Consider the following 22,274-nt stretch of genomic DNA (forward strand, 5'->3'; position numbering starts at 1 on the left):
GGCCTTGGGCGCGATGGGCGGTGACGGCGTAGCCGAGGTCGACGTGCTCAGCCACGTAGTCGGCGGGCACGACGATGCTGTTGCCCAACCGGGCCCCGGGTGGGCGGATCGTGACCAACCCGTCGTCACGTACGGCGGTGATGGTCCAGGTTTGGCCGTTGCGGACCCAGCCGTGCCGGTTCCGTAGCCTCCGGTCGTTGCGGCGGGTGATGATCGTGTCACCCACGCCCGCTGCCGATCCGTCGGACAGGGTGATTTCGGGGCCGGGCTTCAGCGTGCCGTCGAGGATGAGGTCGGCGCGGGCGCGGATGTTGAGGGCGGTGACGTTCTCGCGGGTTTCGGCGATCACCACCGACGCCAACCCCGCCTGGCGGTCGTGGCGCCAGGCGGCGTAGGCGGCATCGGTCATGACCTCGGCGTCACCGTCATGGATGCGATCCTGTGCCAGGTAGGTGTCGATGACCGGAGTGCGGCCGTGCCGCAGTTCCAGGGACGCGGTCTTCTCCCAAGCATGCATGAAGCGGTGGACATCGACCAGCTCGGGAGCATCGTCACGGTCGTGGATCACCAGGCTGAACACCCGCCAGCGTCGACGGACTGGAGCTGGGCGTAGTCACCGACCAGCAGCACTTTCGCCCCGGCCTCTTCAGCTGCCTGCGTGATCCGGTCGAGCGAGAGGGTGCCTGCGAGGGAGGCTTCGTCGATGATGACCAGCTGCCCGGCCTTGAAGCTGGCGCCGGTGCATTGGCGGGTGGTCCACCACTTCGCCGTATTCTCCGTGGCGATCCCCAGATCATCGGCCAGCACCTGCGCCGCCACCGCCGACGGCGCCAGCCCCACCACCGACCCAGTACCATGCGAGGCCTCCCATGCCCGGCGCAAGGCGTTCATCGCGGTCGTCTTCCCGGCTCCCGCCGGCCCCACCAACACATCCACCACCCGGCCCGAGACGGCAACCGACGCCAAAGCTGCCGCCTGGTCGGGACCGAGCACCCGCCCCTCGGCATCGGGCTTGCTCGTGATGGTCTCGACGGTGGCGAGGTCGATGCTCGGGCCGGTGGTGGTGCGGGCCCGTTGCAGGAGGCGGTCTTCGGCGGCGAGGAGGGTGTCGGAGGAGAACTCGGTCGAGTGCTTCGGCCGAAACACCGAGGTGCCATCGGGGCGGCGGAACTCCACCGGGCTCACCGCTAGCTCGGGTGGGGCCAGGCGCAGGGAGGCCTGCTCGGCAGCGTCGGCAACCATCGCGGTGATGGCTTCGCGGTCCTCGACGGTCGCGAACCGCTACCCCATCGTCTGGCGGGCGGCTTCGGCCATCAGGTTCCAGCGCCGCCACGTCGAACGCTTCTCACCGACCACCTCAACCACCGAGCACCCCACCTGCCCGATCAGATCCAACGGCACATCATCAGCCCGCAACAGCATCTGGCGACCACCGCCGGTGACGCTCCGCGCCCACACGGTGGCATCCATACCGAGCTGCTGGCTGGCTCGGGTGCGCCACTCGGCTGTCAGCTCCGCAAGCGAGCGGACCTGTTTCTCCGGACGCGTCGCGAGCGTGGCCTGGGCGCGCAGTTTCATGATGGTCGCCGGCGACGGGCGCCTGCCATGCTGGGTCACGTAGTCAGCAATCAGCGCGTCGGTCGCCTCGTTGATGTGCCGCGACCGGGTCGAGAACTCCGCCACCAGTTGTTCGGGGACGTCGGTGACCGCCCATGACGGGTTCCGGTCCCGGCCCATCTCCCGCGCCTCCCAGCTCACGCCGAAGGTGCGGGTCATGTGATTGGCGAACACGGCCTCGTGCAGCTCTGACAACGCGACCACCGCGGCATGCATCGGACGCCCATCCAGACTCCGCCACTTCCCATCCAACACCGTTTGGGCCTTGTTGCTGATCACCACATGCGTGTGCAAGTGCGGGTCCCCGGCGCGGGAGTCGAAGTGATCGAACGCCGTCGCGATGAGCCCGGTGACGTCGACCTGTGCAACCGCGCCATCGCCCGCGGTTGCGCCCGTGCGGGTGGCTGCTACTTCGCACTCCATGAACGCAACCACGGCCGCAACCGCCTCATGATGGGCTTGCGCAATCAACGTCTGTGTCCCCGCGTCCGCAACCGCCCACAACACCGATGCTGACTTCGGCACACTGAACGTGAAATCAAACCCCGCCACCGCACGCCGCGACCCCCGCGCAGCCTCCTCCGCCTCAATCTGCGCAACGGAGCGTTCCCGCGCCACCGTCCCCAAGGCAGAGTCCAGTTGCGCGACACGGTCCGCGACCCGCTCCGCCGTCGAGCGGCACACCGGATACGCCCACCCCAGCGGGTCACCCGTGATCGGGTCCCGCCCCATACCACCCAGAAGCCGAAGCTGTTCTTCCGACACTTGGGCGTCAGAGGTGAGTTCACCATGTCCCAGAGCGGTGACGCCGGAGCCGAGCCAGCATCCAGGTGGGGTTCCAGCCTCGGCGTAGTAGCGGGTCAGCGGAGTCGACAGCGACCGGTCACCATCACCAGCCACCACGGTGCGCAGCAGGTACCTATAGCCGTCACCAGCCGACATCACCCGCATCGACACCGTCATACTCAGCAGGTGAGCCAGACCAGTGGCCTTTTGAACCGCCGGGCACCGGAGTAGGCGTCGAGTGCTCCGTACCCAATCGGCATCCCACTTGGTTGCTCCGATGACAAGATTCGGTAGACTGGATCCGTGAGCATTTGAGCGTTTCCCTGATCTGCGTCCGAGGCCGTCTGCCCGGCAGGTTTAGTCACGTCTTCGGGATCTTGCTCATGTCTCATGTACTTACTTCATCGTCGTTCACTGCCGCGGGCTCGCATCTACGGGTGGAGGGTCTCTCGTTCTCCTATCCTGATCGGCGGGTCCTCACAGATGTGTCGTTCGTCGTGCCTGCCGGTGCCCGAGTAGGACTCATCGGGGAAAACGGGTCGGGTAAGTCGACGTTGCTGAAGGCGATCGCCGGAGTCTTGGAGCCGGCATCGGGAACGGTTACCGTAAATGCGCCGGATGCCGATGCGCCGGTGTTCGGGCTGCTCCATCAGGAGCACCCATTCTCTGCTACCGAGACCATCGATAATGCTATCGAGACCGCGGTCGCGCCGTCTCGTCGTGCCGCCGAAGAGGTCAGCAGGCTCGGCGTCGCCTTTGCGGACCGCCCCGACGATCCTGTAATGGCCGACGACTACGCACGTGCTTTAGAGACGGCCGAGCGCCTTGGAGCGTGGGAGATCGACGCGAGGATTTCCGGCATGCTGGCTGGTCTCGGGCTCGGGGACATCGACCGCCGCCGGCTTGTAGGAGCGCTCTCCGGAGGGCAGCGAGCTCGGCTCGCCCTAGCGTGGCTGCTGCTAAGTGCACCGGATGTGCTGCTGCTGGATGAGCCGACAAATCACCTCGATGATGCCGCGACCGCCTATCTCGTCAACGTGCTCACGGCGTGGCGGGGTCCGCTACTGATCGCCAGTCACGATCGGGCCTTTCTCGATGAGACGGTCACGTCACTGCTCGATCTCGACCCCTCGCCACTCCCGCACGCGGTCGCGGGGCCGCTGGTGCACGACGGCGCGGGAACCGGGATCGGCCTCACCCGCTTCACAGGCAGCTACAGCGACTACCTGACCGCACGAGCTGAAGCACGGCAGAGGTGGGAACGGCAGTATCGCGATGAACAGGCCGAGCTTTCCCGGCTTCGTGCCGCGGTGAAGGAACAGCAGACGGTGGGGCACTCGGATTGGCGCCCGCGTACCGAGGTACGCGGGGCACAGAAGTTTTACGCTGATCGCAACGCGCAGGTCGTGTCTCGCCGCGTCAACGACGCTCGCGCACGCCTGACGGACCTTGAAGACCGTCAGATCCGGAAGCCGCCACGGGAACTCGAATTCCAAGGGCTCACCGTTGCTGGCGCCCCGCGTGCCATCGGCGCCCTTGAACCCGTGCTCACCACCGTCAACGTAACGCTGAAAAATCGGCTCCCGGCCACGTCGCTCAGCATCAGCCGAGGCGAGAAGTGGCTCATAACCGGCCCGAACGGGTCGGGCAAATCGACCTTGCTCGGCCTGCTCGCAGGCACGCTGGAACCCAGTAGCGGGCAGGTCACTCGCGCACCGGTCGACCGCGTAGGGCTGCTTGCGCAAGAGACCACCCTACCTGACCCCTTCGATCGAGGTCCGGCTCGCACCGCACTCGACGCCTACACGGATCTGGTCGGCATGGAACGTGCGGCACGAGTGCCGCTGGGCACCTTCGGACTGGTTGCTGGTCGAGACCACAATCGATGCGTGCAGGAACTCAGCGTCGGCCAAAAGCGTCGCCTTGCCCTCGCGGTACTCCTGGCTGACCCCCCAGAGATCCTGCTGCTGGATGAGCCGACCAACCACTTGTCGCTCAGCCTCGTCACCGCGCTCGAATACGCACTCGCCCAATACCCTGGCACTGTCGTCGTTGCATCACACGACCGATGGCTGCGCAAACGATGGAAAGGCCAGCGGTTGACGCTGCCCGAAACAGGATGACAATCACAGTCCACCAAGTCGAGACGCAAGGTGCCCGCGTCGGCGCAGTAGCACGTCAACAGAGTCAGCATCGCCACCCCGAGTCAACCCCACCTGGTCGCCACACAGGTGAGCTGGCAGCCTCCCAACCTCGATCTGCAAGAGGCGTGGCAGATCTGTCGAGGCTCTGTGGCCGTGGGTTAGCTCGGGATTCGTACTGGCCATCATTGATACGGATCTCCGCGTCTTTGGGCAGAGACGGGATATTGAGTCGCTGACCGGCAGCAGGGTCACCTACGCTACGCCGGTGGGCATGTTGTTCTACGGCACTGCTTCGCTGCGTCTGCGCAGCCGCTAACAGCGGCGGGCACCCTCCACAGATTGTTGCTCCCGCCCCGGTGATCACGGCCGGGCGGCTCTTTCAGCGTGCCCGGCTCCGCAACAACCACGTAGCAAACAGTGCCTATCTATCGAAGCGCCCGTCATGAGCACGGCCAGAACTTCCTGACTGGCCCATCCATCATTGCCACGATGACCCGGCTCGTGGCCGCCACCGATGGCCCGATCATCGAGATCGGCCCCGGTGACGGATCACTCACCACCCCGCTGGCCCAGCTCGGGCGACCGGTGACAGCCGTCGAGATCGACACCCGGCTCGCCCAACGCCTGGCCGAGCGGTTGCCGTCGCACGTGGAGGTCGTCGCCGACGACTCCCTGGACTACCGGCTTCCAACATCGGCGCATGTGCTCGTCGGGAACCTGCCGTTTCACCAGACCACGGCCATGCTGCGACGCATCCTGCACGCCCCGGTATGGACCGATGCAATCGGTGCTCGTGCAATGGGGGGGTCGCGCGGCGCTCCCAGCCGGCCAAGCTAGTCACCACCACCGGGCTGCACAAGATCCTCACCAACCCCTACTACCAGGGCACCGTCACCTTCCGCGGGGGCACCTACGACGGCACCCACCAGCCCCTCGTCGACGCGGACACGTGGCTGCGCGTCCAGACCAACCTGGACACCAACAACACCCGCGGCGAACGACCCCAGAAGTACGACCACTACCTCAAAGGCACCCTGTACTGCGCCTGCGGAGCCAAGCTCATGATCGAACGCCCCCGCGACAAGACCGGGGACCGCTACGAGTACTTCACCTGCTCCGGACGACGCCGCAAAACCACCAACTGCACCCGCTCCGCGATCCTCGCCGAACGCGCCGAAGCGGAGATCGAACGCACCTACCAGCGCAACTCCCTGACCCAGACCCAGGCTGAGCACGTCCGGAAGATCCTCAACGACGTATTCGACCAGCTCGTAGTGTACCGACCGGGGACGTTGATTGAGGCAGGGAGGGTCTCGTCACGTTCTGATCGTGCGCAAGCGGTAGTCCGTGAGGGTCAATCCGAGGAGAGTTCGTGCTTCACGACTCAGGTGCGCTTGGTCAACGAAGCCGTAGCGGACTGCGACATCGGCCAGCGCTTCACTAGGGTGGCGACGGATCCATTCGGTCGCTTCTTGGAGGCGGCGTCGGCGGATCATGGTGTAGGGCGATAGGCCCACGTACTTGGTAGTTAGGCGGTTGACCGTCCGGGTCGAGACCCCCAAGGCGTCCGCGAGGTCTTGCACCGTGGCGATGTTGGAGTCGGTGATGGCGAGGTCGGCCAAGCGGTTGGCTTGGTGAGCTTCATCGGTCAACGGACCCACGTGGTTTGCAAGCCAAATCTCGACCGTTCCAACGACCTCGGCGAGATTAGTGTCTGATGCCTGAACTGTTTCGTGGACTTTGAGGGCGGAGACAGGGACAGAATCGTCACGGCAGGCTGCCGGTTGTTGAGTGAAGGCGGGCACTGCTGCCGGACGTAACAGGGCGCCAAGCACCCAGCCCTGCCCGACCAGGACTCGTGTGGAGCGCCGGGTGGTGGGTCCCCAGAAGCGCACCTGGTTCATTTCGAAGGCGAGGTTGCTCGCGGGGAAGGCTAGAAGTTCTTGCGACGAGTGGTGCCCCGAGGGGAGGTCCCACGTGGAGGTCCACCACCAGGCCACCAAGTCCTTGGCCGCGGGGCCGGGTGGGACCCGGGCGAAATCGAAGGGAAGTTCCGCCGGGAACAATGGGCCCCGTCCACTGACGTCAAGCAGCGTGGTCATGGCAGGAATCTACAAGACCACCCGCGCCACCAGTCCCTAGCGTGGAGGTCATGACGAATGAACCAGTTGCCCCTGCACATGGCGAGTACACCGACAACGGCCGTCCGAAGGGATTCTCCAGCCTGACTCCGTTCGTCGCGCTCGAAGATCCCAAGGCGGCGTTGGCGTTCTACACGGACGTGTTCGGCGCGCGCGTGGTGAACTCCACCGAGATGGAGGGGATGATCATCCATGCCGAGCTCGACTTCGGATGTGGTCGCCTCCAGCTGGGGCCGGCGATGAAGGACTATCATCTGCTGGCGCTGGACCCGGAGGCCGAAGACGCGCAGTTCTCCCTTGGCATCTACGTCTCGGACGTGGACAGGGTCGTTGAGACCGCAGTCGCTCGTGGCGCTGTGCAGCGCGAGGCTGTGACGGGTTTTGTCTCCGGCGACCGCTACGGGAGCATCCGCGATCCGTTCGGGATCCGGTGGTCGGTGATGACGCGCATCGAGGACCTCAGCGATGAGGAATCAGCTCGCCGGGTCGATGCTTGGGCCGAGGAAATGAGCAACCAGAACAACTGACAGCCCTGGCCGGATGCTCCGCGGCGAAAAGCTTGTGATGGGCGGTCACCGCGAGGTGGCCGCCCATCACACCTTGGAGGACGCCCATGTCCCACCCCAACGCTGCGCTGACTCCGCGCCACCGGCTGCTCGTTGCCCGCTTGGTAGTTGACGATGGAAGACCGATCAGCGAGGTTGCTGCCCGGTTCCAGGTCTCCTGGCCAGCCGTGAGGCGCTGGGCCGACCGCTACCGGACCGGCCAGTCCATGCAGGACCGCTCCTCACGACCGCATCACTCACCCAACAAGACGAGCCCAGCGACGACGAAGCGCTGCATCCAGCTCCGGCTTCGACTGCGAGAAGGACCCGTGCAGTTGGCCTGCCAGCTCGGGATCGCTCCGTCGACAGTCCACCGGATCCTGACCGACGCCCATCTGAACCGGCTGTCGCATGTCGACCGCGCCACCGGTGAGCCCATTCGTCGCTACGAGCATGACCATCCTGGCGCGATGCTGCACGTTGATGTGAAGAAGCTGGGCAACATCCCTGACGGCGGAGGCTGGCGCTACGTCGGCCGACGCCAAGGCGAGAAGAACCGCTCAGCCACACCAGGCAAGCCCAAGAACAAGTACCGCGACCCGTTGGTTGGCAAGGCCTACGTCCACACCGTCATCGACGACCACTCCCGCGTCGCCTACGCCGAGATCCACGACGACGAAACCGCCCTCACAGCGACAGCCGTCCTCGTCCGGGCCGTCGAGTGGTTCAACACCCGTGGCGTCACCGTCGAACGGGTCCTGTCCGACAACGGTGGAGCCTACCGCTCACACCTGTGGCGAGACACCTGTGCCGAGCTCGGGATCAAGCACAAGCGCACGCGGCCGTATCGTCCTCAGACCAACGGCAAGATCGAGAGATTTCACCGCCCCCTGGCCGACGGATGGGCATACGCCCGCTGCTACAGCTCCGAACAGGAACGGCGCGATGCCCTGGCTGGCTGGATCCACTTCTAAAATCACCACAGGCCCCACTCAGCTTGCGGCAACAAGCCACCCATCACCCGCTTGACCAACGTCCCCGGTCACTACACCTGGGGGATTCGACTCCCAAACGCCCCTCCACACGCTGCTCCGCAGCGCGCGGAGCCTCCAGCGTTCGGGGCCCACCCAAGGGGGTTCTCATCGGTGCTTGTCCCACAAACAAGAAAGGCCCCTGACGGGGCCTTTCGTTTGTGGACCTAGGGGGATTCGAACCCCCGACCTTCTCATTGCGAACGAGACGCGCTACCAACTGCGCCATAGGCCCTTAGCGAAGATCTAGCATAGCGCGGCAAAGCGCATCCGCACAATGCCCGCTGCTCGAATCCCCGCAGCGTCGGCTAGCCGTTGTTGCCGTTCGTGAAGCCGCCATTCGGCTTGTCCGGCTTGCCGTTGCCGGGCTTGCCACTGTCGGTGCTCGGCTTCGGCTGCACCGACGGCTTCGCTTCCTCGGTCGGCTTCGGCGTCTCGGTCGGCTTCGGCGTCTCGGTCGGCTTCGGCGTCTCGGTCGGCTTCGGCGTCTGGACGGGAGCTGGCGGCACGTACGACTCGAACGACTGCAGGTGCTGAGCCTTCGCATTACCCAGCTGCTGCGGAAGCTCAATCACCGCCGCCGAGAGTGCTTCAAGATCGTGCCCGTCAGCGTTCACCTGAATCGTGCTGGCGAGCTCACGAAGACGCTCCTCGGTCTCCCAGTTCACACCCCAGTACTCACTGATCCACGACTCAACCACCCCAGCAAGACCCTGCGAGTACGTACCAATGAAGTACTTGAGGGCCTCCTGGTACTTCGCTTCCGCACCAGCCGCGTCATTATTGAGCACGAGCTGCTTCGCTTCGGTGAGGAGCTTGCCCATTTCCTCCGACTGCTTCTTGTCACCCACCGTGTTCGACATGAGATACGCCACGTCGATCGTGTCGATTTTGTCCTGCACAGCCTGTGCTTCCGGCGTCATGACGACAACCGTCGGGGCCTTGGCAGCATTCGCCTCAGCCTCAAGCTGCGCCTTGCGCACCGAACCAAACATCGCGATGCCGCTCGGGATGACCACAACAAGCAGCAGCACGAGCAGCGCCGCCGTGAGCCAACCCATCCGCTGCTTCGACGACGAGGCACGCCAGGCGTTCAGCATGCCGCTGCCTGCGCTTCGAGCATTCGTCGAACCCGTGCGCTCGGTCGGCCCGCCCGCGCGGAACACTCCGGCCGGGATCTGGATCGGATTCGCATCCTCAACGGACGCGAACGGATCCTGAAGATCACGCTTCGGCATGGCTGGCCTCCTCGAGCACCAAAGAACGTGGGTGCGTGCAGCTTAAACGATCATCCATCAGGGGCTCCGAGCCCCACACGCTTCGCGCGCTACTGCGAGGTGGTGATGTCGTTCGTGACAGGGGTCGCCGTCTCGGTGTTGATACGGGCCACATTGGACACCAGTGCAGCTTCGGCCTGTTCACTCGGCGCAACGCCAGGACCGGTTTCAGGGCTAAGCGTTGCCGGGTCGGCATCGACATGCACGCTGTAGGTGATCGTGACGGTGCCGTAGTCCGGTACAGGCGCCATCGTCCCCATGTCCGGCGAGGTCGTGTCAACCGGTGCGGGAGCCTCGCTCACGACGGGCTGTTCGGGGGCCGGCGCGGAAGCCGGATCATGCCAGGGGCCGTTTGCGTCGAAGGGATTGTTGTCGACGCGAGGCGTCGGAACATCCGGCGCGGCCACAGGCGTCGGGGCAGGGGTCTCTGTCGGAACAGGTGCCGGAGTCGACGTCTCCGTCGGAACCGGCGTCGGGGCCGGAGTTGGCACGTCAGTGGGGACCGGTGTCGGGGTCGGCTGTTCCGTGGGGCCAGGCGTCGGCGTGGGCGTCGTCGGCGGGTTGCCCTCGCCGTCGTCCCCGCCGTTGTCGTTGCCCTGGTCATCACCGTCTCCAGGCTTCGACGGATCTGTCGGTACCGGCGCCTCAGCCTCAGGAACCGTCACCTCGGGAGGAACAATCGCGGGCGCCGCAAGCTCGTTCTGCGGGCGCGTCGGGAGTTCCATACCCGGCCAGCTCACGGGCGGCGGACTCACCGGCGTCACCTGGAGCTCCTCGGGCGTGGTCATCGTGCCACCGTTCGCGAGGTGCTCGTGCTGAGCCTTGACAAGCGCCGACGTCGTCTTCGTGATCGCCGACGACACCTTGTTCACCGAGGCAACGCCACCATCAATTGCCTTCTCGAGGTCGGTGAGCTCACGGTCAAGCGTCGTCAGCGAGGACTTGCTCGCGGACGTGTACGACTCACGCAGAATGCTCGCGTTCTTCGCGAACTCGTCGGCGTAGCCCTCGACAAAGTACTTGCGAGCCTCTGCCATGCCGTCGCTCGCCTTCGTGGCGTCGCCAGCCTGCGTGGCCAGCACGACAGCGACGATGAGGTCACCCATCTTCGAGCCGGTCGCCGAGGACGCCAGGCCATACGACACCGAGTAGGCATCCTGCATCGAGGTGAGATCGGCGGTGACTTCCGCCGGGATGGCCTGCGAAACAGCCTGCGAGAGGTTGGCCTGAGCCGAGGCAGCGGCCGTGCTGTGGCCGGGCTGTTCACTCCCCGACACGACGCTCGTGTGCGCAGCCTGCGGCCCAGATGCCACCGAAGGCACGACGATCGCACCGACCGCAGCGACGCCAACGGCCACGGCGGCCACGGCGCCGATGCGCTGACGGCGACGGCGCGGCTGGACAAACGCAGCGGGAATCGCGGCATCCGCGGGTGCTGCAGCCTCCGTCACCGGAGCTGCGGGACGGCCGAGCAGACGGACCGAACCACCGGACGTGGCCACGCGTTCGAACGACATCCCTGAGGGGACGGCGGTCGCGCCGAGGGTAGCCGCCGCAGTCGACTCAACGTATGCACGGTGAACGCCGACGATCGGGAGCACGCCAAGCAGGCTGACCCAGAAACGACGGCGAGCCTTCAGGAGTCGCCCACGCTGAGAGTCCTCGGCTGCCTCGCCAAGTTCCTCGAGCTCGATGTCAATCGATTCGACAATGCGGTAGGCATCGCGGCGGTCGCACGGGAGCTTCGAAGCGGTCACCGTGCTGCTCGATTGAGGCTCGCCGAAGGAGCCGTAGCCGTCGGCCACGTTGTCGCTCATCGAATTTGCCATAGGCATCGAGCCGCCAGCCTTTCGGTGGCAGCACTCCTTCGTCAATCGGGAACACTCGGTTGGCGAATCTACGCACAACACACGAACACCCCGAAAAGAGGTGCCCTTCAGGCTACCCCGGAGAATCCTGCCGAGTGGAAATCCGTCACCTAAGCGAGATCAAACATCGACCGAACACTCAGGAACAATGTGGCATGCAGAGCGGGTCGTGCTAGCTCGCGCGGCGACGACGCAGCACCTGGGACAGGTCGTCAAATTCGGGTTCGATCTCGCCCAGGACGCCCATCGATGCCCAGCGCGACGGAGCTGCCTCGGGCGCTGCGTCAACCGCACGAAGCGTGGCCGAAGCAGCCTCGGCACCCTGCGGCTCGCGAACGAGCGGACGGTCATCCGGGACGGTGATCGCCTCCATGGCACCGAAGGTGGCGACGCCTGCACCGCGGTGCGCCTCACGAATCGCCTCTTCAGAGCGGCGGACGGCCGCCATGAGTTCGGCCATGTGGTCGCGCTCAACGCGGGGACCATCCCCGTCCGGTCCCCCATCGGGGCCGTCACCAAGGTCGCGGCTCAGGTAGAGCGGCTTCGGCAGCGGGGTCGGCGTCCAGCCAACGAGTGCCTTCTCAGGCTCGGCAACGGCCGGCTGCTCGGTGACGGCGTCAAAGCTCAGGACCTCTTCGGGGAGCGCGTGCGCGCGACGCTCAGCCACAACGGCGGAGGTTGCCGCCTGCTGGGCGCGGCGAGCGCGACGACCCTCTGCGACGTGCTGCAGGCGCTGCAACATCATGATCGCGCCAGCGATCGCGAGCAGCGAGATGGCGAGCATCCACCAGTTCGAGACGGAGGTCGCGATCCACCCACCAATGCCTGCACCGATGAGACCAAGCGCAAGCACTGCGGTCGAGAGCAGGCGTCCGCGGCGAAGCTGCTTGGCGGCTCGAGCGTCCGCGTCAAGCCCAACCGGAGCAACGGCGTCGTGGTGGCGCTTCAGACGGGGGCGCTCCACGCTGGCGAAACGGCTGTTGCTGTGGTGCACCGAAGGCTGGTCAGGGGTTTCGGATGACTCGGCGAGCACACGAATCGTCTGCTGCAGTCGAAGCGCGTTCCGCTCGACGGCAACTTCATTTTGACGCCGCAGCCACGTGGGCACGGCGTAGCACAGCCACAGGCCGACGGCCAGGGCGATGACAATGCTGCTCGCGCCAGTAAACCCCATAGCTGCAACGGTAGGCGGCACGCAAGGTCACGAGACGCATTGTCACGGGTGTGTCTCGTGTGACAAACGTGAAGATCGCCTGAGATACAAGAATTTACAGCCCACCAGGGCGCCACGGCTCCGACAGGAGCGCCGCATCGGCTTCGCGAATCTGCGCCAGCCGCTCATCCGCGAAGCCTTGCCGCCACCTGGCGAGCACACCCTGCGGCACCTCTTCCGCAAGGACCGCGAAACAGACGTGATCTCGCCAGTCTCCGTCAATATGGATGTAGCGCCGCCGAAGCCCCTCGTACCGGAAGCCAAGTTTCTCGACCACTCGAAGCGACTTCGCATTCTCGGGGCGGATGCAGATTTCCATCCGGTGCATGCCAAGTTCTTGGAAGCAGTAGTCCGTGGCAAGGGCGACGGCAGTCGGGGCAAGGCCTCGCCCGGCAGCATCCGGGCTCACCCAGTAGCCGAGCGTGGCCGACGACATCGCCCCGTACAGCATGCTCGACACCGTGAGCTGGCCAACGATCCGCCCCTCGAACTCGAGCAGAAACGGCAGGCTCTGATAGTTGCGTGCCTGTTCGAGCAGGTTCTTGATCCCGGCGCGAATATTCCAGGCGCCACTCCCCTGCGGGTTGCTCGCTTCCCAAGGCTGCAGCCATTCGCGGTGCGCGAGCAGCACCCCTTCGAGTTCTCTCGCATCCCGAAGTCGCACGGGTCGGAGGGTGAGGCCCCCGTCGCGGAGTGTGGGAACGAAGCCGGGGGTGCGGATGATGACTACTTCCCTGCTTCGCCGAAGCCGCCAGCGACGAACTCCGCGAGCCATGATTTGAGCTTCTCGGACAGCTCGGGGTGCGCCGTGGCGAGTTCGACGATGGCCTGGATGTAACCGAGCTTGTCGCCCGTGTCATAGCGGCGTCCACGGAAGATGACGCCGACAACGCCACCGGCAATCGATTCGTCGCGAGCGAGCACATTGAGCGCGTCGGTGAGCTGGATCTCGCCGCCGCGGCCGGGCTTCGTCTCACGAAGCACATCGAAAATCTCGGGGCGAAGGACGTAGCGGCCGATGATCGCAAGATTCGAGGGCGCTTCCGAGGCCTTCGGCTTCTCCACGAGACCCGTCACACGAACGAGGTCCTCTTCACCCTCGAAGACGCCACCGATCGGCTCCACAACCGCGCAGCCGTACGAGGAAATCTGCTCGGGTTCGACCTCCATGAGGGCAATGGCGGTGACGTTGCCGCGCTCCTGCACCTCGACCATACGCTCGAGGAGGTGCTCCTTCTCGTCGATAAGGTCGTCGCCGAGCAGCACCGCAAACGGCTCGTTGCCCACGTGCATGTGTGCACGCAGCACCGCATGACCAAGGCCCTTCGGGTCGCCCTGGCGGACGTAGTGGAGGTCGGCGAGGTCGGTCGACTCGTTCACGCGCGAAAGCTTCGCGAGATCGCCGCGCGACTCAAGGAGCGCCTCGAGTTCGGTGACACGGTCAAAGTGGTTCTCGAGCGCGTTCTTGTTTCGGCCCGTGATCATGAGGACATCCGCAAGGCCCGCGCGTACTGCCTCTTCAACGACGTACTGGATCGCCGGCCGGTCGACCACCGGCAGCATTTCCTTCGGCATCGCCTTCGTCGCGGGAAGGAAGCGCGTGCCGAGGCCAGCGGCGGGAATAACGGCCTTCGTGAGACGACTAGCAGGCATAGCTGACATGCTATCGCGCCGATGAATCGAGCCAACAGAATATCTCCGACATCGTAGGCTGGAGGCATGACTGACCCCGAGGTCAATGAGAAGCGCGCCATCCGCGCCGATGTGCGACAACGCCGCCAGGCGCAGGGTGCCATTGGCGCCTCGCAGGCTGGCGAGGGCATTTCCCTTCAGATTCAAGAGCTGCTTACCCAGACCGACGCACGCCGCGTCGCTTGCTACCTCTCGAGCGAGTTTGAGCCGAACACGCGCCACTTCCTGAAGTGGGCGCTCGAGCACGAGGTGGATGTGCTCCTCCCCATCACGCGCGACGACGGACTCCTCGACTGGACGCTCTCGGACGGCGTCTCGGAGCGCACTCACCAGTGGGGGTTCCCGGAAGCGGTCGGCGAAATCCTTGGCCCGATCGCCATCAACCGCGTTGACCTCCTCCTCGTCCCCGCCGCTGCTGTCGCCCACGACGGCACACGCCTTGGTTGGGGCCGCGGTTTCTACGACAAGACCCTCGGCTCGATGGAACAGCGTCCACCCATCTGGGCGATCGTGCACGATGACGAATTCGTGCCGAGCCTGCCCTCAGAGATCCACGACATGCCGGTGGACGGCGTCATCACCCCGACTCGTGTCATCCCCCTCCCCCTCACCGAGGACCGCTAAACGTCACCCAGTGTTTCCCGGCGAACCGTTCAAGGTACAAGCAGTGTGAATGCTCGCTCGTTAGGATGCAACACGTTCAGCCGAGGAGGGGCATGCCCACGTATTCCTACCGATGCACCGAGTGCACGGAAGCCTTCGACATCGTTCAGTCGTTCACGGACGAGGCACTCACCGAGTGCCCGGCCTGCGGCAAGCGACTTCGCAAGGTGTTCAGCGCGGTCGGCATCGCGTTCAAGGGGTCTGGGTTCTACCGCACCGACTCAGCGTCGTCGGGTGCTGCCCGCACCGTGACGAAGGCTGCATCGAGCACCAGCTCGAGCGCATCCTCCGCCCCTGCATCGATTGGTTCGAGCTCCGCTGCATAGCGGCTCGACTGAGTTCCCCAGCGGTTCGACCCAAGGTCTGAACGATCACCTGTTCCCCCACCGGCCCCTGTGGGCCTCCTCTTGTCATGCATGTCGACAAGAGGGACACCATTGAAAGGAGACCCGTGAAGGGCTTCAAGGAATTCATCATGCGCGGCAACGTCATCGAGCTTGCTGTCGCAGTCGTTATCGGTAACGCGTTCACCGCCATCGTCACTGCTCTTGTTGACGGCATCTTCAACCCGCTCATTGCCGCCATCTTCAACGCAGACGAGATCTCGAAGGCGACGCTCACCGTCGGCCCCGTGAACTTCGGCATCGGCCTCGTCATCGCCGCGGTCATCAAGTTCCTCCTCATCGCAGCCGTTGTCTACTTCTGCCTCGTCCTCCCGATGAACAAGCTCCAGGAGCGCGCTTACCTCAAGAAGCACGGCCACCCGATGGCCGAGGCTGAGGTTGAGCCGACCGAGGCTGACCTCCTCGTCGAGATCCGCGACCTCCTCGCAGGCCGCGCGAACAACACGCCGCAGGCGTAAGTTCTCGATCCACGAAGCGCGGGGTGCCAGCTGGCATCCCGCGCTTTTGTGTGCGCGATATCGACGGCACAAAACCGTCGCGTCTGACAGCGAGCGGTACGAGGCCGCGCCGGGGCTGAGATCGCTAGTTCGCGGCCTTGCGCACGGTCTCGCGCGCAGGCATCCACGCGAGTGCCGCAACCGCGAGCAGGAGCGCTGAGGACCAGAACGGCCAGCCATAGCCCGAGGCGTCGATGAGGGCGCCCGCTACGATCGGCCCGAGGATCATGCCGATGTCCTGCGACATTTGGAAGGTCGCGAGGGCGCGGCCACCCGAATGTTCACGCCCGATGACATCCGCCACCGTCGCCTGGAGTGCTGGCGCCATCATGCCGGAGCCGATGCCGCACACGAGCGACACGAGCATGATCATGACGAGGTCGGTGCTCAATGGAACCGCTGCAAAGCCGATCGCGGCAACGGCGAGGCCGAGCAGAAGGTAGGGCTTTCGACCGTGGCGGTCGGATGCGGATCCTGCCACCACGAGCGAGAGGATGTTGCCAAGCGCGCCCACCGCAACAACCGTGCCAGCTGCCCACGGCTCCGCCGAGATGAGGCCTGCAACGAAGAGCGGGATAACGGCCGAGCGGACACCGAAGTTCGCCCATCCACCGGCAAACCCCGTGACGAGGCTTGCGCGGTAGGCGGAGTCGCCGATCACTGCCTTGAGCGACAGCGGCGGGAGCTTCTCTTGCGGTTCGCTGCCGCTTCGTTGCGCGGGCCGATGCAGGGCAAAGGCAATGATGCCGGCGGCGATGATGAGTGCGATGCCGTAGGCGATGAACGGCACTCGCATCCCGAGCTGGCCGAGGAGGCCGCCAATGACGGGGCCTGCCACCGACCCGAGCAGGAACACGCCGCCCCACATGGAGGAGATACGGCCGCGCAGGCTCGGCGGCGAGAAACGGATGACGAGCGCACCCGAAGCGACGGTAAAGAGGACAGAGCCGATACCGCCGAGGGCGCGGAAAATGAGCAGCTGCCAGTAGTCGGCGGCGAAGGCCGAGGCGATGCTCGACGCGGCAACAATGAGCAGGCCCACCGTATACACGCGCTGCTCACCGAAGCGTTCGCTACTGAAGCCCGCGAGGGGCGCCGCAACGAGACGCATGAACGCGAAGGCGCTCACGACAATCGTCACCTGGAGTGCCGTCACCCCGAAACTTGCCGCGAACTGCGGCAGTACGGGCACGATGAGGCCAAAGCCGAGCGCGATGAAGCAGGTTGCCGAGAGGATGATCCAAATCTCGACGGGGATGCGTTCCTTCTCGGCGACGCGATGGGCACCGGGGGCGTCGTTGTCGCAGTGGGCACCCGCGATGATGGGGATTTCGCTCGTCGGGGTATCGAGGCGGCTCTCTGGCTCGTACGGGGCGGGCGCGTCGCCAGCGCCGTACGGCGACGCTTCGCCGCGGCTATGCATAGTGCGGGGGTCGGTCTACCTCGAGACGGGACGTGTTGTCGAGGGATGCGTGGTCGTCAACGATCTCCACGCTGTCGTCGTCGAGTTCGACGCCGCGCTCTTCGGAGGCGCTGACGCCGCTCGGGGATTCAGTGCGCAGCTCGGCACCGTCAACGAACGGGGCTCCTCCTGCGGGATGCGGGTCGACACCCGGTGCCGCAGGAATACGCACCCGCCGGGTGGGCTTGGCCATGGGATCCCCTTTCTTCGACCGCTGAGATTCTTGCATGCACCGCCGACAAACGCGTCAGGCGAGGCCCGAGACGTCGCTGGGACGCACGGGCATCGCCTGATTCGGGATGCGTCTAGCGGGGCGGGCCCGGGACCGCGTTCGTGTCGTTGAGGTCGGGCTCGTCATCGGCTACCTCGGCCTGCGGGGCGGCATCCATGGCGGTGGCGCCAGCAGGCTCCTGGCCTGTGAGTTCACGCACCTTGTCGCTCTCGGGCGCGTCCAGCTCTGCAGCATCCGGGCGGGCTTCGAGATGACCGCTCCCCCGCTGCAGTTCGCCGCTCACGCGCGGACCGTCGAGTTCGTCACGCTCGCTCGGGATCGGCACCTGCAGCGCGACGGCAATGCGTCGAGCGACAGCATCCGGGTCGGCGAAGAGTTCGAAGGCGTGGACGCGGATGTAGTACCAGCCGAGACGTTTGAGGAGTTCGGGGCGAAGGCGCAGCGGCTCGCGGAGGGTCGGCTCGCGGTCAGCGGCAACAACAGCATCCAGGCCATCGGTGTCGATCGCGATCGCGCGGCCACCGTAGGCGGCAACCAGCGGCACTCGCTCGCGGTATGCGAGCTCAACACGCATCCCGAAGCCGTGCAGGCGGCGGGCGAGGTCGAGGAGCATCGGTGCGGCGTGCTCGTCTTCCTCGAGGTTGCTGCTCGTGCGGGCGGCAAGCTCACGGCGCTCAGCAGCGTTCGCGCGCTCTTCTGCCTCGCCGAGAATCTGCGCGAGGCCGAGCGTGCCGCGCGTCATGCGCGAGGGGTCGAATTCGCTTGGCGCAAGGCTCGAGATGATCGTGAGCGAGCGACGGGCGCGCGTCATACCAATGGCGAGCGCCCGTTCACCGTGTGCACTGCTCAGGATGCCGAAGCTCGAGAGCACGCGGCCATGCGGGGTGCGGCCGAAGCCGAGTGAGAACAGGACGCGGTCGCGCGAGAGGCCCGAGGCCTGCTCGAGTGTGGTCACCACGAACGGTTCGCCACGCTCGTGTGTGAGGAAGCTCGTGAGTTCGGGGCGCTTCGCGGCGAGCGAGTACACGGCCTGGTTCACGCGGCGTGCGTGGCGGGTGCTCGCGGTGATGACCATGAGCGATTCGCGCGGACGGTGGATGGCGTGGTCGATGACGAGCTCGATGATGCGGGTCACCTCAGCGTCGGGCGATTCGACGGCGCCGGTGATCTCATCCGGCATCCCCGTGCCGCCCTCAACGAAGGAGTACGAGAGGCTCGGGTACCCGAGGAAGGTGCCAGCCCACGGGATGGAACGGATGCGGCCCTCGTAGAAGCGGTTGTTCACGAGCTCGGCGAGGTCCTCGCCACCGGCACGGTAGCTGCGCGTGAGCGCGTACACCGGGGCGACCTGTGCGAGGCGGTTGAAGACCGAGTCTTCTTCGCGGGCACGAAGCTCTGCCTCGCTGCTCGCCTCCTGCGCCTCGACGACGCGAGCCTTCGGCTCGACGGCGATCGAGAAGGATGCCGGGAACTCGGTGACCGGGTCACCGAAGGCGACGAGTTGGCGACCGCGGCGGATGGCACCAACAGCCTCGGCAACCGAGACCGTGCCCGCGTCGACGATCATGACGACGTCGAATTCGATGTCGTCCGAGATGAGCGGCACGTCGTACGGGGTCGTGAGCCACACGGGCGTGATCGAGCGGGAGAGGCGGCCCGCGTGGGTGGCGAGCATGCGCGAGGAGACGCCCGCCTTGCGGAGCATCCCGCGGAGAGCTTCTGCCTCGTCCTGGTAGTCGACAAGCGCGACCTTCCAGGATTCGGCGAGGCTCCACGCGAGCTGGCCTGCGCTTGACTCGGTATGGGCCTGGTCGACGACGCGGAAGTCGCTCTCGAGGCGAGTGAGCACACGCGTGTTCGCGTTGAGGAGGGCCTTGTCGCCTTTGAGGCGGTCTTCGAGCACCGACTGCCACCAGGCGAGTTCGAGCTCGGAGTCGACGAGTTCTGGTGCGACGTGACGTTCGGCGAGGTCGTGGACGAGCTCACCAAGGCCCAGCACGTCAAGCTGCTCGGTGATGCGCAGGCGCTCCTGCAGGTTGTTGAGCACTTCGCTTTCGGCGGCGAGCTCGTCGAGCTGCTCGAACAGTTCGTCGAAGGGCAGGTTCGCGAGCGAGGAGCGGCCAGCATCCATGAGCGGGCCGTCGATCGACTGCAGCGCACCGGCGACGCGACGGTATTCGGCGCGCACCTCTTCAATACCGGTCGGAACTTCTGGCGCTGCGCCGTCTTCAACGTAGCGGTGCCAGAGGATGCGCTGGCGCTGGATGAGCGTGAGCGCTTCGTGGAGTTCACCCGGCTGCAGGCCAGGACGCACGTAGTCGCGCGCGAGCTGACGCAGCTGACGACGGCGCTGGCTCGTCATGTCGGCGTTGTCGCGGCGCGGGCCGGTCGCCTTGATGAGCTCCGTGAGCGAACGGTCGAAGACGTCCGGCTTGAAGCGGTCGAGTGTTTCGCGAATGTCGACGAGCAGACGCAGGTAGATGCCGAGCTCGGCAAAGGTTTCTGCCGGGCGCAGGTGCGTGCGTGAGATGAGTTCTCGTGCGCGTTCGACGATCTCGGCGACCTCGCTTTCGGCAAGTCGCTTCGCGGTGGTCTTCGCTTCGCGGGTCTCTTCGGTCGAGGCGAAGGAGACACCGTACCAGGGCGAGTCATCCGGCCCGTACTTGAACTGACCGAGTGCGCCGAGTTCGCGGAGCATGGATGCGGCTTCGTCGCGACGGCGCGCGATGCGTTCGATGCCTTCACGGTCAATGCGTGCGGTCGTGGCCGGCGGTTCGTCGATGAGTTCGAGGCGCGAGAGCTCTTCGAGCGCGTCGAGCGCCGAAACGCCCAGGCTCGGGTCGACGTTCGTGAGGGCCGCACGGTAGTCGACGAGCACGTGACGAAGACGCACGAGGGCGTCGTCGAGCTCACCCGTGGAGGGACGTTCGGCCTTTTCATTGCGGGCAATCGCGGCGATCGCGTCACGGCGAAGCGTGCGCGGGGTGACGGCGAGACCTTCAAGACCCACGCCGCGCAGACGCTGACGGATGGCGCGGAGGCTCGAGGAGCGGGGGCTCACGACGAGCACACGCTTGCCGTCGGCGACGAGCTGGCCGAGTGAGTTCACGACCGTCTGGGTGAGGCCCGTGCCGGGGAGGGTTTCGACGGCCATCGTGTTGCCAGCGGAGATCGCATCCACGATGCGCTCCTGCTCGGTGTCGGCGTCGAGGAGGAGCCGCTCGGATGCGGGGTCGCGCAGGTCAGGGCTTGGGCGGTCTTCCGGCGTGACCTGGGCCTTTGCGACGCGGTGCACGGCACGCGGGTCGCCTGCGAGTGCGCGGAGGATATTCGTGCCGGGCTTCGCGAGCGAGCCTTCGTCAAGCGACTCCGGCAGGCGGGCATCGTCGAGCATGGCATCCGCAGCATCCCCAAAGCTCGCGATGACCGCGCGGGCCGAGACTGAGAATCCGGAGATGTGCGCACCCTCGTGGCGGACGTGTTCGAACACCTGCTGTGGGAGGAACGAGTCGCTCCCCTGCGCCAGTTCGAGGATGGTGGCCGGGTGCAGGCGGATGCCGTGCTGTCGTGCGAGGAGCTGCACGAGCGAGGGGTTCACGTGCTGACGGCCCTTGAGGGCGACCTCGTAGTCGCGGCCGACGCGACGGAGCGTCACCGGTCGGATGAGGACCGGGGCGCGGTGGTGGATGCCCTCGTGCGTCCACTCGGCGATACCGGTGGCGAGTTGGACGGTGCTCATGGCGCGGCTTGCGAGCAGCTCAACACTCTTTTGCGCGATGAGGTCTGCGGCATCGCGAGCCTCGCGGAAGGCGTGCGTCTCACGGACGAGGTTCGAGAGGTGCGTGGTCTTGCCAGCCGCAAACATGGCGATGCCGCCCGGGTGGGCGCTCGTGAGCTCGATGAAGGTGCCCGCTTCGTCCGAGAAGTAGCGCAGCGGAGCAGCTCCGCCAACGACGGCGAGCTCGTCAAGCCACTGCTGGGCGATCGTTTCGACCGCCGCGTCAATCTCTTCACGGCTGGGAACGCTCGGGATGGTGACGCGGTCATCATTCGGCGCGTCGCCCGCTGCTGCCTGCCCGCTCGGCACCTCGACTGCAGGCTCGACAGCCGCTGCGTCGCTGTCCTGCTGGGCGCGCTCTTCTTCGGCGCGGCGGCGCGCCTGGCGCTGCGCGACAGCACTGGTCACGAAATCGCTCGCGCTCTGCTCGGTGTTGAGGTCATCAAGCTCTGTGACGTCACCGTCGATCTCATCGTGCATGGCGCGGCTGGTGATGCGGGATGCCGCGGCGGCACCGCTCGCATCATCCAGTTCGCTCGCGCTCAGCCTCTCCTGCTCGGCGAGGCGACGACGGACCGGTTCAAAATCGGGGAGCGGCTCAGTCGAGTACGAATCCTGGCTCGACTGTTCGGCCGACGAGCCATGCTGCTGCTCGTCGGACTCTGCACTGCGCTTCTTGAACAGACCCCACACACTCGCCACTGTACGGGGATGGCGGCCCTCTCCCGACCCACTGACCCCGAGTTTCGCCAGATGAGGAGGATTCTTCAGCCTCATCCCAGCTAGACTGGCTTGGCCTGCCTCCGTAGCTCAATGGAAGAGCAGTCGCGTCCTAAGCGAAGGGTTGGGGGTTCGAGTCCCTCCGGGGGCACTTTTTGTGCGCTCTAAACATGACCATCGAAGGCCCAACGATCGATCGCGTTC

Annotated in this window: 14 protein-coding genes, 2 tRNA genes and 4 pseudogenes; 9 read left to right on the plus strand and 11 right to left on the minus strand. The window is 65.7% G+C overall.

The window, feature by feature from the left end:
• Positions 1-2,580: pseudogene (gene mobF / locus ZAL01S_RS08000) on the minus strand (MobF family relaxase); the annotation flags it as partial.
• A gap of 260 nt (positions 2,581-2,840) precedes the next feature.
• On the opposite strand from mobF, the gene ZAL01S_RS08005 reads away from it, so the two are divergent.
• The 3 genes and pseudogenes from ZAL01S_RS08005 to ZAL01S_RS10790 all read left to right on the plus strand — a co-directional run.
• The gene (locus ZAL01S_RS08005) at positions 2,841-4,526 is read left to right on the plus strand and encodes an ABC-F family ATP-binding cassette domain-containing protein (protein ID WP_083523199.1); all 1,686 of its coding nucleotides are present in this window, start codon (positions 2,841-2,843) and stop codon (positions 4,524-4,526) included.
• 483 nt (positions 4,527-5,009) lie between these two features.
• A pseudogene (locus ZAL01S_RS08010) lies at positions 5,010-5,333 on the plus strand (rRNA adenine N-6-methyltransferase family protein); the annotation flags it as partial.
• Positions 5,318-5,731: pseudogene (locus ZAL01S_RS10790) on the plus strand (recombinase family protein); the annotation flags it as partial. The pseudogenes ZAL01S_RS08010 and ZAL01S_RS10790, both read left to right, overlap by 16 nt.
• 132 nt (positions 5,732-5,863) lie before the next feature.
• Here ZAL01S_RS10790 and ZAL01S_RS10795 read toward each other — a convergent pair.
• Complete coding sequence (locus ZAL01S_RS10795; protein ID WP_083523200.1) at positions 5,864-6,649, minus strand: helix-turn-helix domain-containing protein; 786 nt, start codon at positions 6,647-6,649, stop codon at positions 5,864-5,866.
• Positions 6,650-6,699: 50 nt separating this feature from the next.
• Between ZAL01S_RS10795 and ZAL01S_RS08025 the strand changes: the two genes are divergently transcribed.
• Both ZAL01S_RS08025 and ZAL01S_RS08030 read left to right on the plus strand, forming a co-directional pair.
• Positions 6,700-7,215, plus strand: a complete 516-nt coding sequence (locus tag ZAL01S_RS08025; protein ID WP_066082175.1) for a VOC family protein — start codon at positions 6,700-6,702, stop codon at positions 7,213-7,215.
• A gap of 86 nt (positions 7,216-7,301) precedes the next feature.
• Positions 7,302-8,282 (plus strand): annotated as a pseudogene (locus ZAL01S_RS08030) (IS481 family transposase); the annotation flags it as partial.
• 144 nt (positions 8,283-8,426) lie between these two features.
• Here ZAL01S_RS08030 and ZAL01S_RS08035 read toward each other — a convergent pair.
• The 6 genes from ZAL01S_RS08035 to galU all read right to left on the minus strand — a co-directional run bounded on the left by ZAL01S_RS08035 (position 8,427) and on the right by galU (position 14,275).
• A tRNA-Ala gene (locus ZAL01S_RS08035) sits at positions 8,427-8,499 on the minus strand.
• Positions 8,500-8,572: 73 nt separating this feature from the next.
• The gene (locus ZAL01S_RS10685; RefSeq protein WP_066082047.1) at positions 8,573-9,502 is read right to left on the minus strand and encodes a hypothetical protein; all 930 of its coding nucleotides are present in this window, start codon (positions 9,500-9,502) and stop codon (positions 8,573-8,575) included.
• A gap of 89 nt (positions 9,503-9,591) precedes the next feature.
• Entirely contained in the window at positions 9,592-11,358 is a 1,767-nt protein-coding gene (locus ZAL01S_RS10460; RefSeq protein ID WP_176572872.1) for a hypothetical protein, read from the minus strand.
• Between the two features lie 223 nt (positions 11,359-11,581).
• The gene (locus ZAL01S_RS08050; protein WP_066082050.1) at positions 11,582-12,583 is read right to left on the minus strand and encodes a hypothetical protein; all 1,002 of its coding nucleotides are present in this window, start codon (positions 12,581-12,583) and stop codon (positions 11,582-11,584) included.
• A gap of 94 nt (positions 12,584-12,677) precedes the next feature.
• Positions 12,678-13,343: a GNAT family N-acetyltransferase gene (locus tag ZAL01S_RS08055; protein ID WP_066082177.1), complete on the minus strand. Its 666-nt coding sequence runs from the start codon at positions 13,341-13,343 to the stop codon at positions 12,678-12,680.
• A 5-nt stretch (positions 13,344-13,348) separates the two neighbouring features.
• On the minus strand, positions 13,349-14,275 hold the full coding sequence (gene galU / locus ZAL01S_RS08060) for a UTP--glucose-1-phosphate uridylyltransferase GalU (protein WP_110467156.1): 927 nt from the start codon (positions 14,273-14,275) through the stop codon (positions 13,349-13,351).
• A 66-nt stretch (positions 14,276-14,341) separates the two neighbouring features.
• Between galU and ZAL01S_RS08065 the strand changes: the two genes are divergently transcribed.
• The 3 genes from ZAL01S_RS08065 (at position 14,342) to mscL (ending at position 15,839) form a co-directional block, all read left to right on the plus strand.
• Entirely contained in the window at positions 14,342-14,938 is a 597-nt protein-coding gene (locus tag ZAL01S_RS08065) for a 5-formyltetrahydrofolate cyclo-ligase (protein WP_066082054.1), read from the plus strand.
• A 92-nt stretch (positions 14,939-15,030) separates the two neighbouring features.
• A complete protein-coding gene (locus ZAL01S_RS08070) occupies positions 15,031-15,303 on the plus strand; it encodes an FmdB family zinc ribbon protein (RefSeq protein ID WP_066082056.1) in 273 nt (90 codons plus the stop codon).
• Between the two features lie 125 nt (positions 15,304-15,428).
• Positions 15,429-15,839, plus strand: coding sequence for a large conductance mechanosensitive channel protein MscL (gene mscL, locus ZAL01S_RS08075; RefSeq protein ID WP_244875373.1), 411 nt, complete (start codon positions 15,429-15,431; stop codon positions 15,837-15,839).
• Positions 15,840-15,963: 124 nt separating this feature from the next.
• On the opposite strand, the gene ZAL01S_RS08080 is transcribed toward mscL, so the two are convergent.
• The 3 genes from ZAL01S_RS08080 to ZAL01S_RS08090 all read right to left on the minus strand — a co-directional run bounded on the left by ZAL01S_RS08080 (position 15,964) and on the right by ZAL01S_RS08090 (position 22,043).
• Positions 15,964-17,301, minus strand: a complete 1,338-nt coding sequence (locus tag ZAL01S_RS08080) for an MFS transporter (RefSeq protein WP_083523202.1) — start codon at positions 17,299-17,301, stop codon at positions 15,964-15,966.
• Complete coding sequence (locus ZAL01S_RS08085; protein WP_066082059.1) at positions 17,294-17,533, minus strand: hypothetical protein; 240 nt, start codon at positions 17,531-17,533, stop codon at positions 17,294-17,296. Before ZAL01S_RS08085 ends, ZAL01S_RS08080 begins: the two co-directional genes overlap by 8 nt.
• 112 nt (positions 17,534-17,645) lie before the next feature.
• Positions 17,646-22,043 (minus strand): AAA family ATPase, encoded by a 4,398-nt coding sequence (locus ZAL01S_RS08090; protein ID WP_159421653.1) that lies wholly within the window; start codon positions 22,041-22,043, stop codon positions 17,646-17,648.
• 106 nt (positions 22,044-22,149) lie between these two features.
• On the opposite strand from ZAL01S_RS08090, the gene ZAL01S_RS08095 reads away from it, so the two are divergent.
• Positions 22,150-22,221: transfer RNA gene (locus ZAL01S_RS08095), tRNA-Arg, on the plus strand.
• Positions 22,222-22,274: the final 53 nt, after the last annotated feature.

Origin of the sequence: [Zimmermannella] alba NBRC 15616 (genome assembly GCF_001570905.1) — a bacterium.
Classification (GTDB): domain Bacteria; phylum Actinomycetota; class Actinomycetes; order Actinomycetales; family Microbacteriaceae; genus Pseudoclavibacter; species Pseudoclavibacter albus.

What these genes read in the sequence shown, in the direction of transcription:
- galU (WP_110467156.1), bottom strand. Translation starts at nt 14,275, where the DNA reads ATGCCTGCTAGTCGTCTCACGAAGGCCGTTATTCCCGCCGCTGGCCTC.
- ZAL01S_RS08025 (WP_066082175.1), top strand. Translation starts at nt 6,700, where the DNA reads ATGACGAATGAACCAGTTGCCCCTGCACATGGCGAGTACACCGACAAC.
- ZAL01S_RS08085 (WP_066082059.1), bottom strand. Translation starts at nt 17,533, where the DNA reads ATGGCCAAGCCCACCCGGCGGGTGCGTATTCCTGCGGCACCGGGTGTC.
- ZAL01S_RS08050 (WP_066082050.1), bottom strand. Translation starts at nt 12,583, where the DNA reads ATGGGGTTTACTGGCGCGAGCAGCATTGTCATCGCCCTGGCCGTCGGC.
- ZAL01S_RS08080 (WP_083523202.1), bottom strand. Translation starts at nt 17,301, where the DNA reads ATGCATAGCCGCGGCGAAGCGTCGCCGTACGGCGCTGGCGACGCGCCC.
- ZAL01S_RS08065 (WP_066082054.1), top strand. Translation starts at nt 14,342, where the DNA reads ATGACTGACCCCGAGGTCAATGAGAAGCGCGCCATCCGCGCCGATGTG.
- ZAL01S_RS08070 (WP_066082056.1), top strand. Translation starts at nt 15,031, where the DNA reads ATGCCCACGTATTCCTACCGATGCACCGAGTGCACGGAAGCCTTCGAC.
- ZAL01S_RS10685 (WP_066082047.1), bottom strand. Translation starts at nt 9,502, where the DNA reads ATGCCGAAGCGTGATCTTCAGGATCCGTTCGCGTCCGTTGAGGATGCG.
- ZAL01S_RS10795 (WP_083523200.1), bottom strand. Translation starts at nt 6,649, where the DNA reads ATGACCACGCTGCTTGACGTCAGTGGACGGGGCCCATTGTTCCCGGCG.
- ZAL01S_RS10460 (WP_176572872.1), bottom strand. Translation starts at nt 11,358, where the DNA reads ATGAGCGACAACGTGGCCGACGGCTACGGCTCCTTCGGCGAGCCTCAA.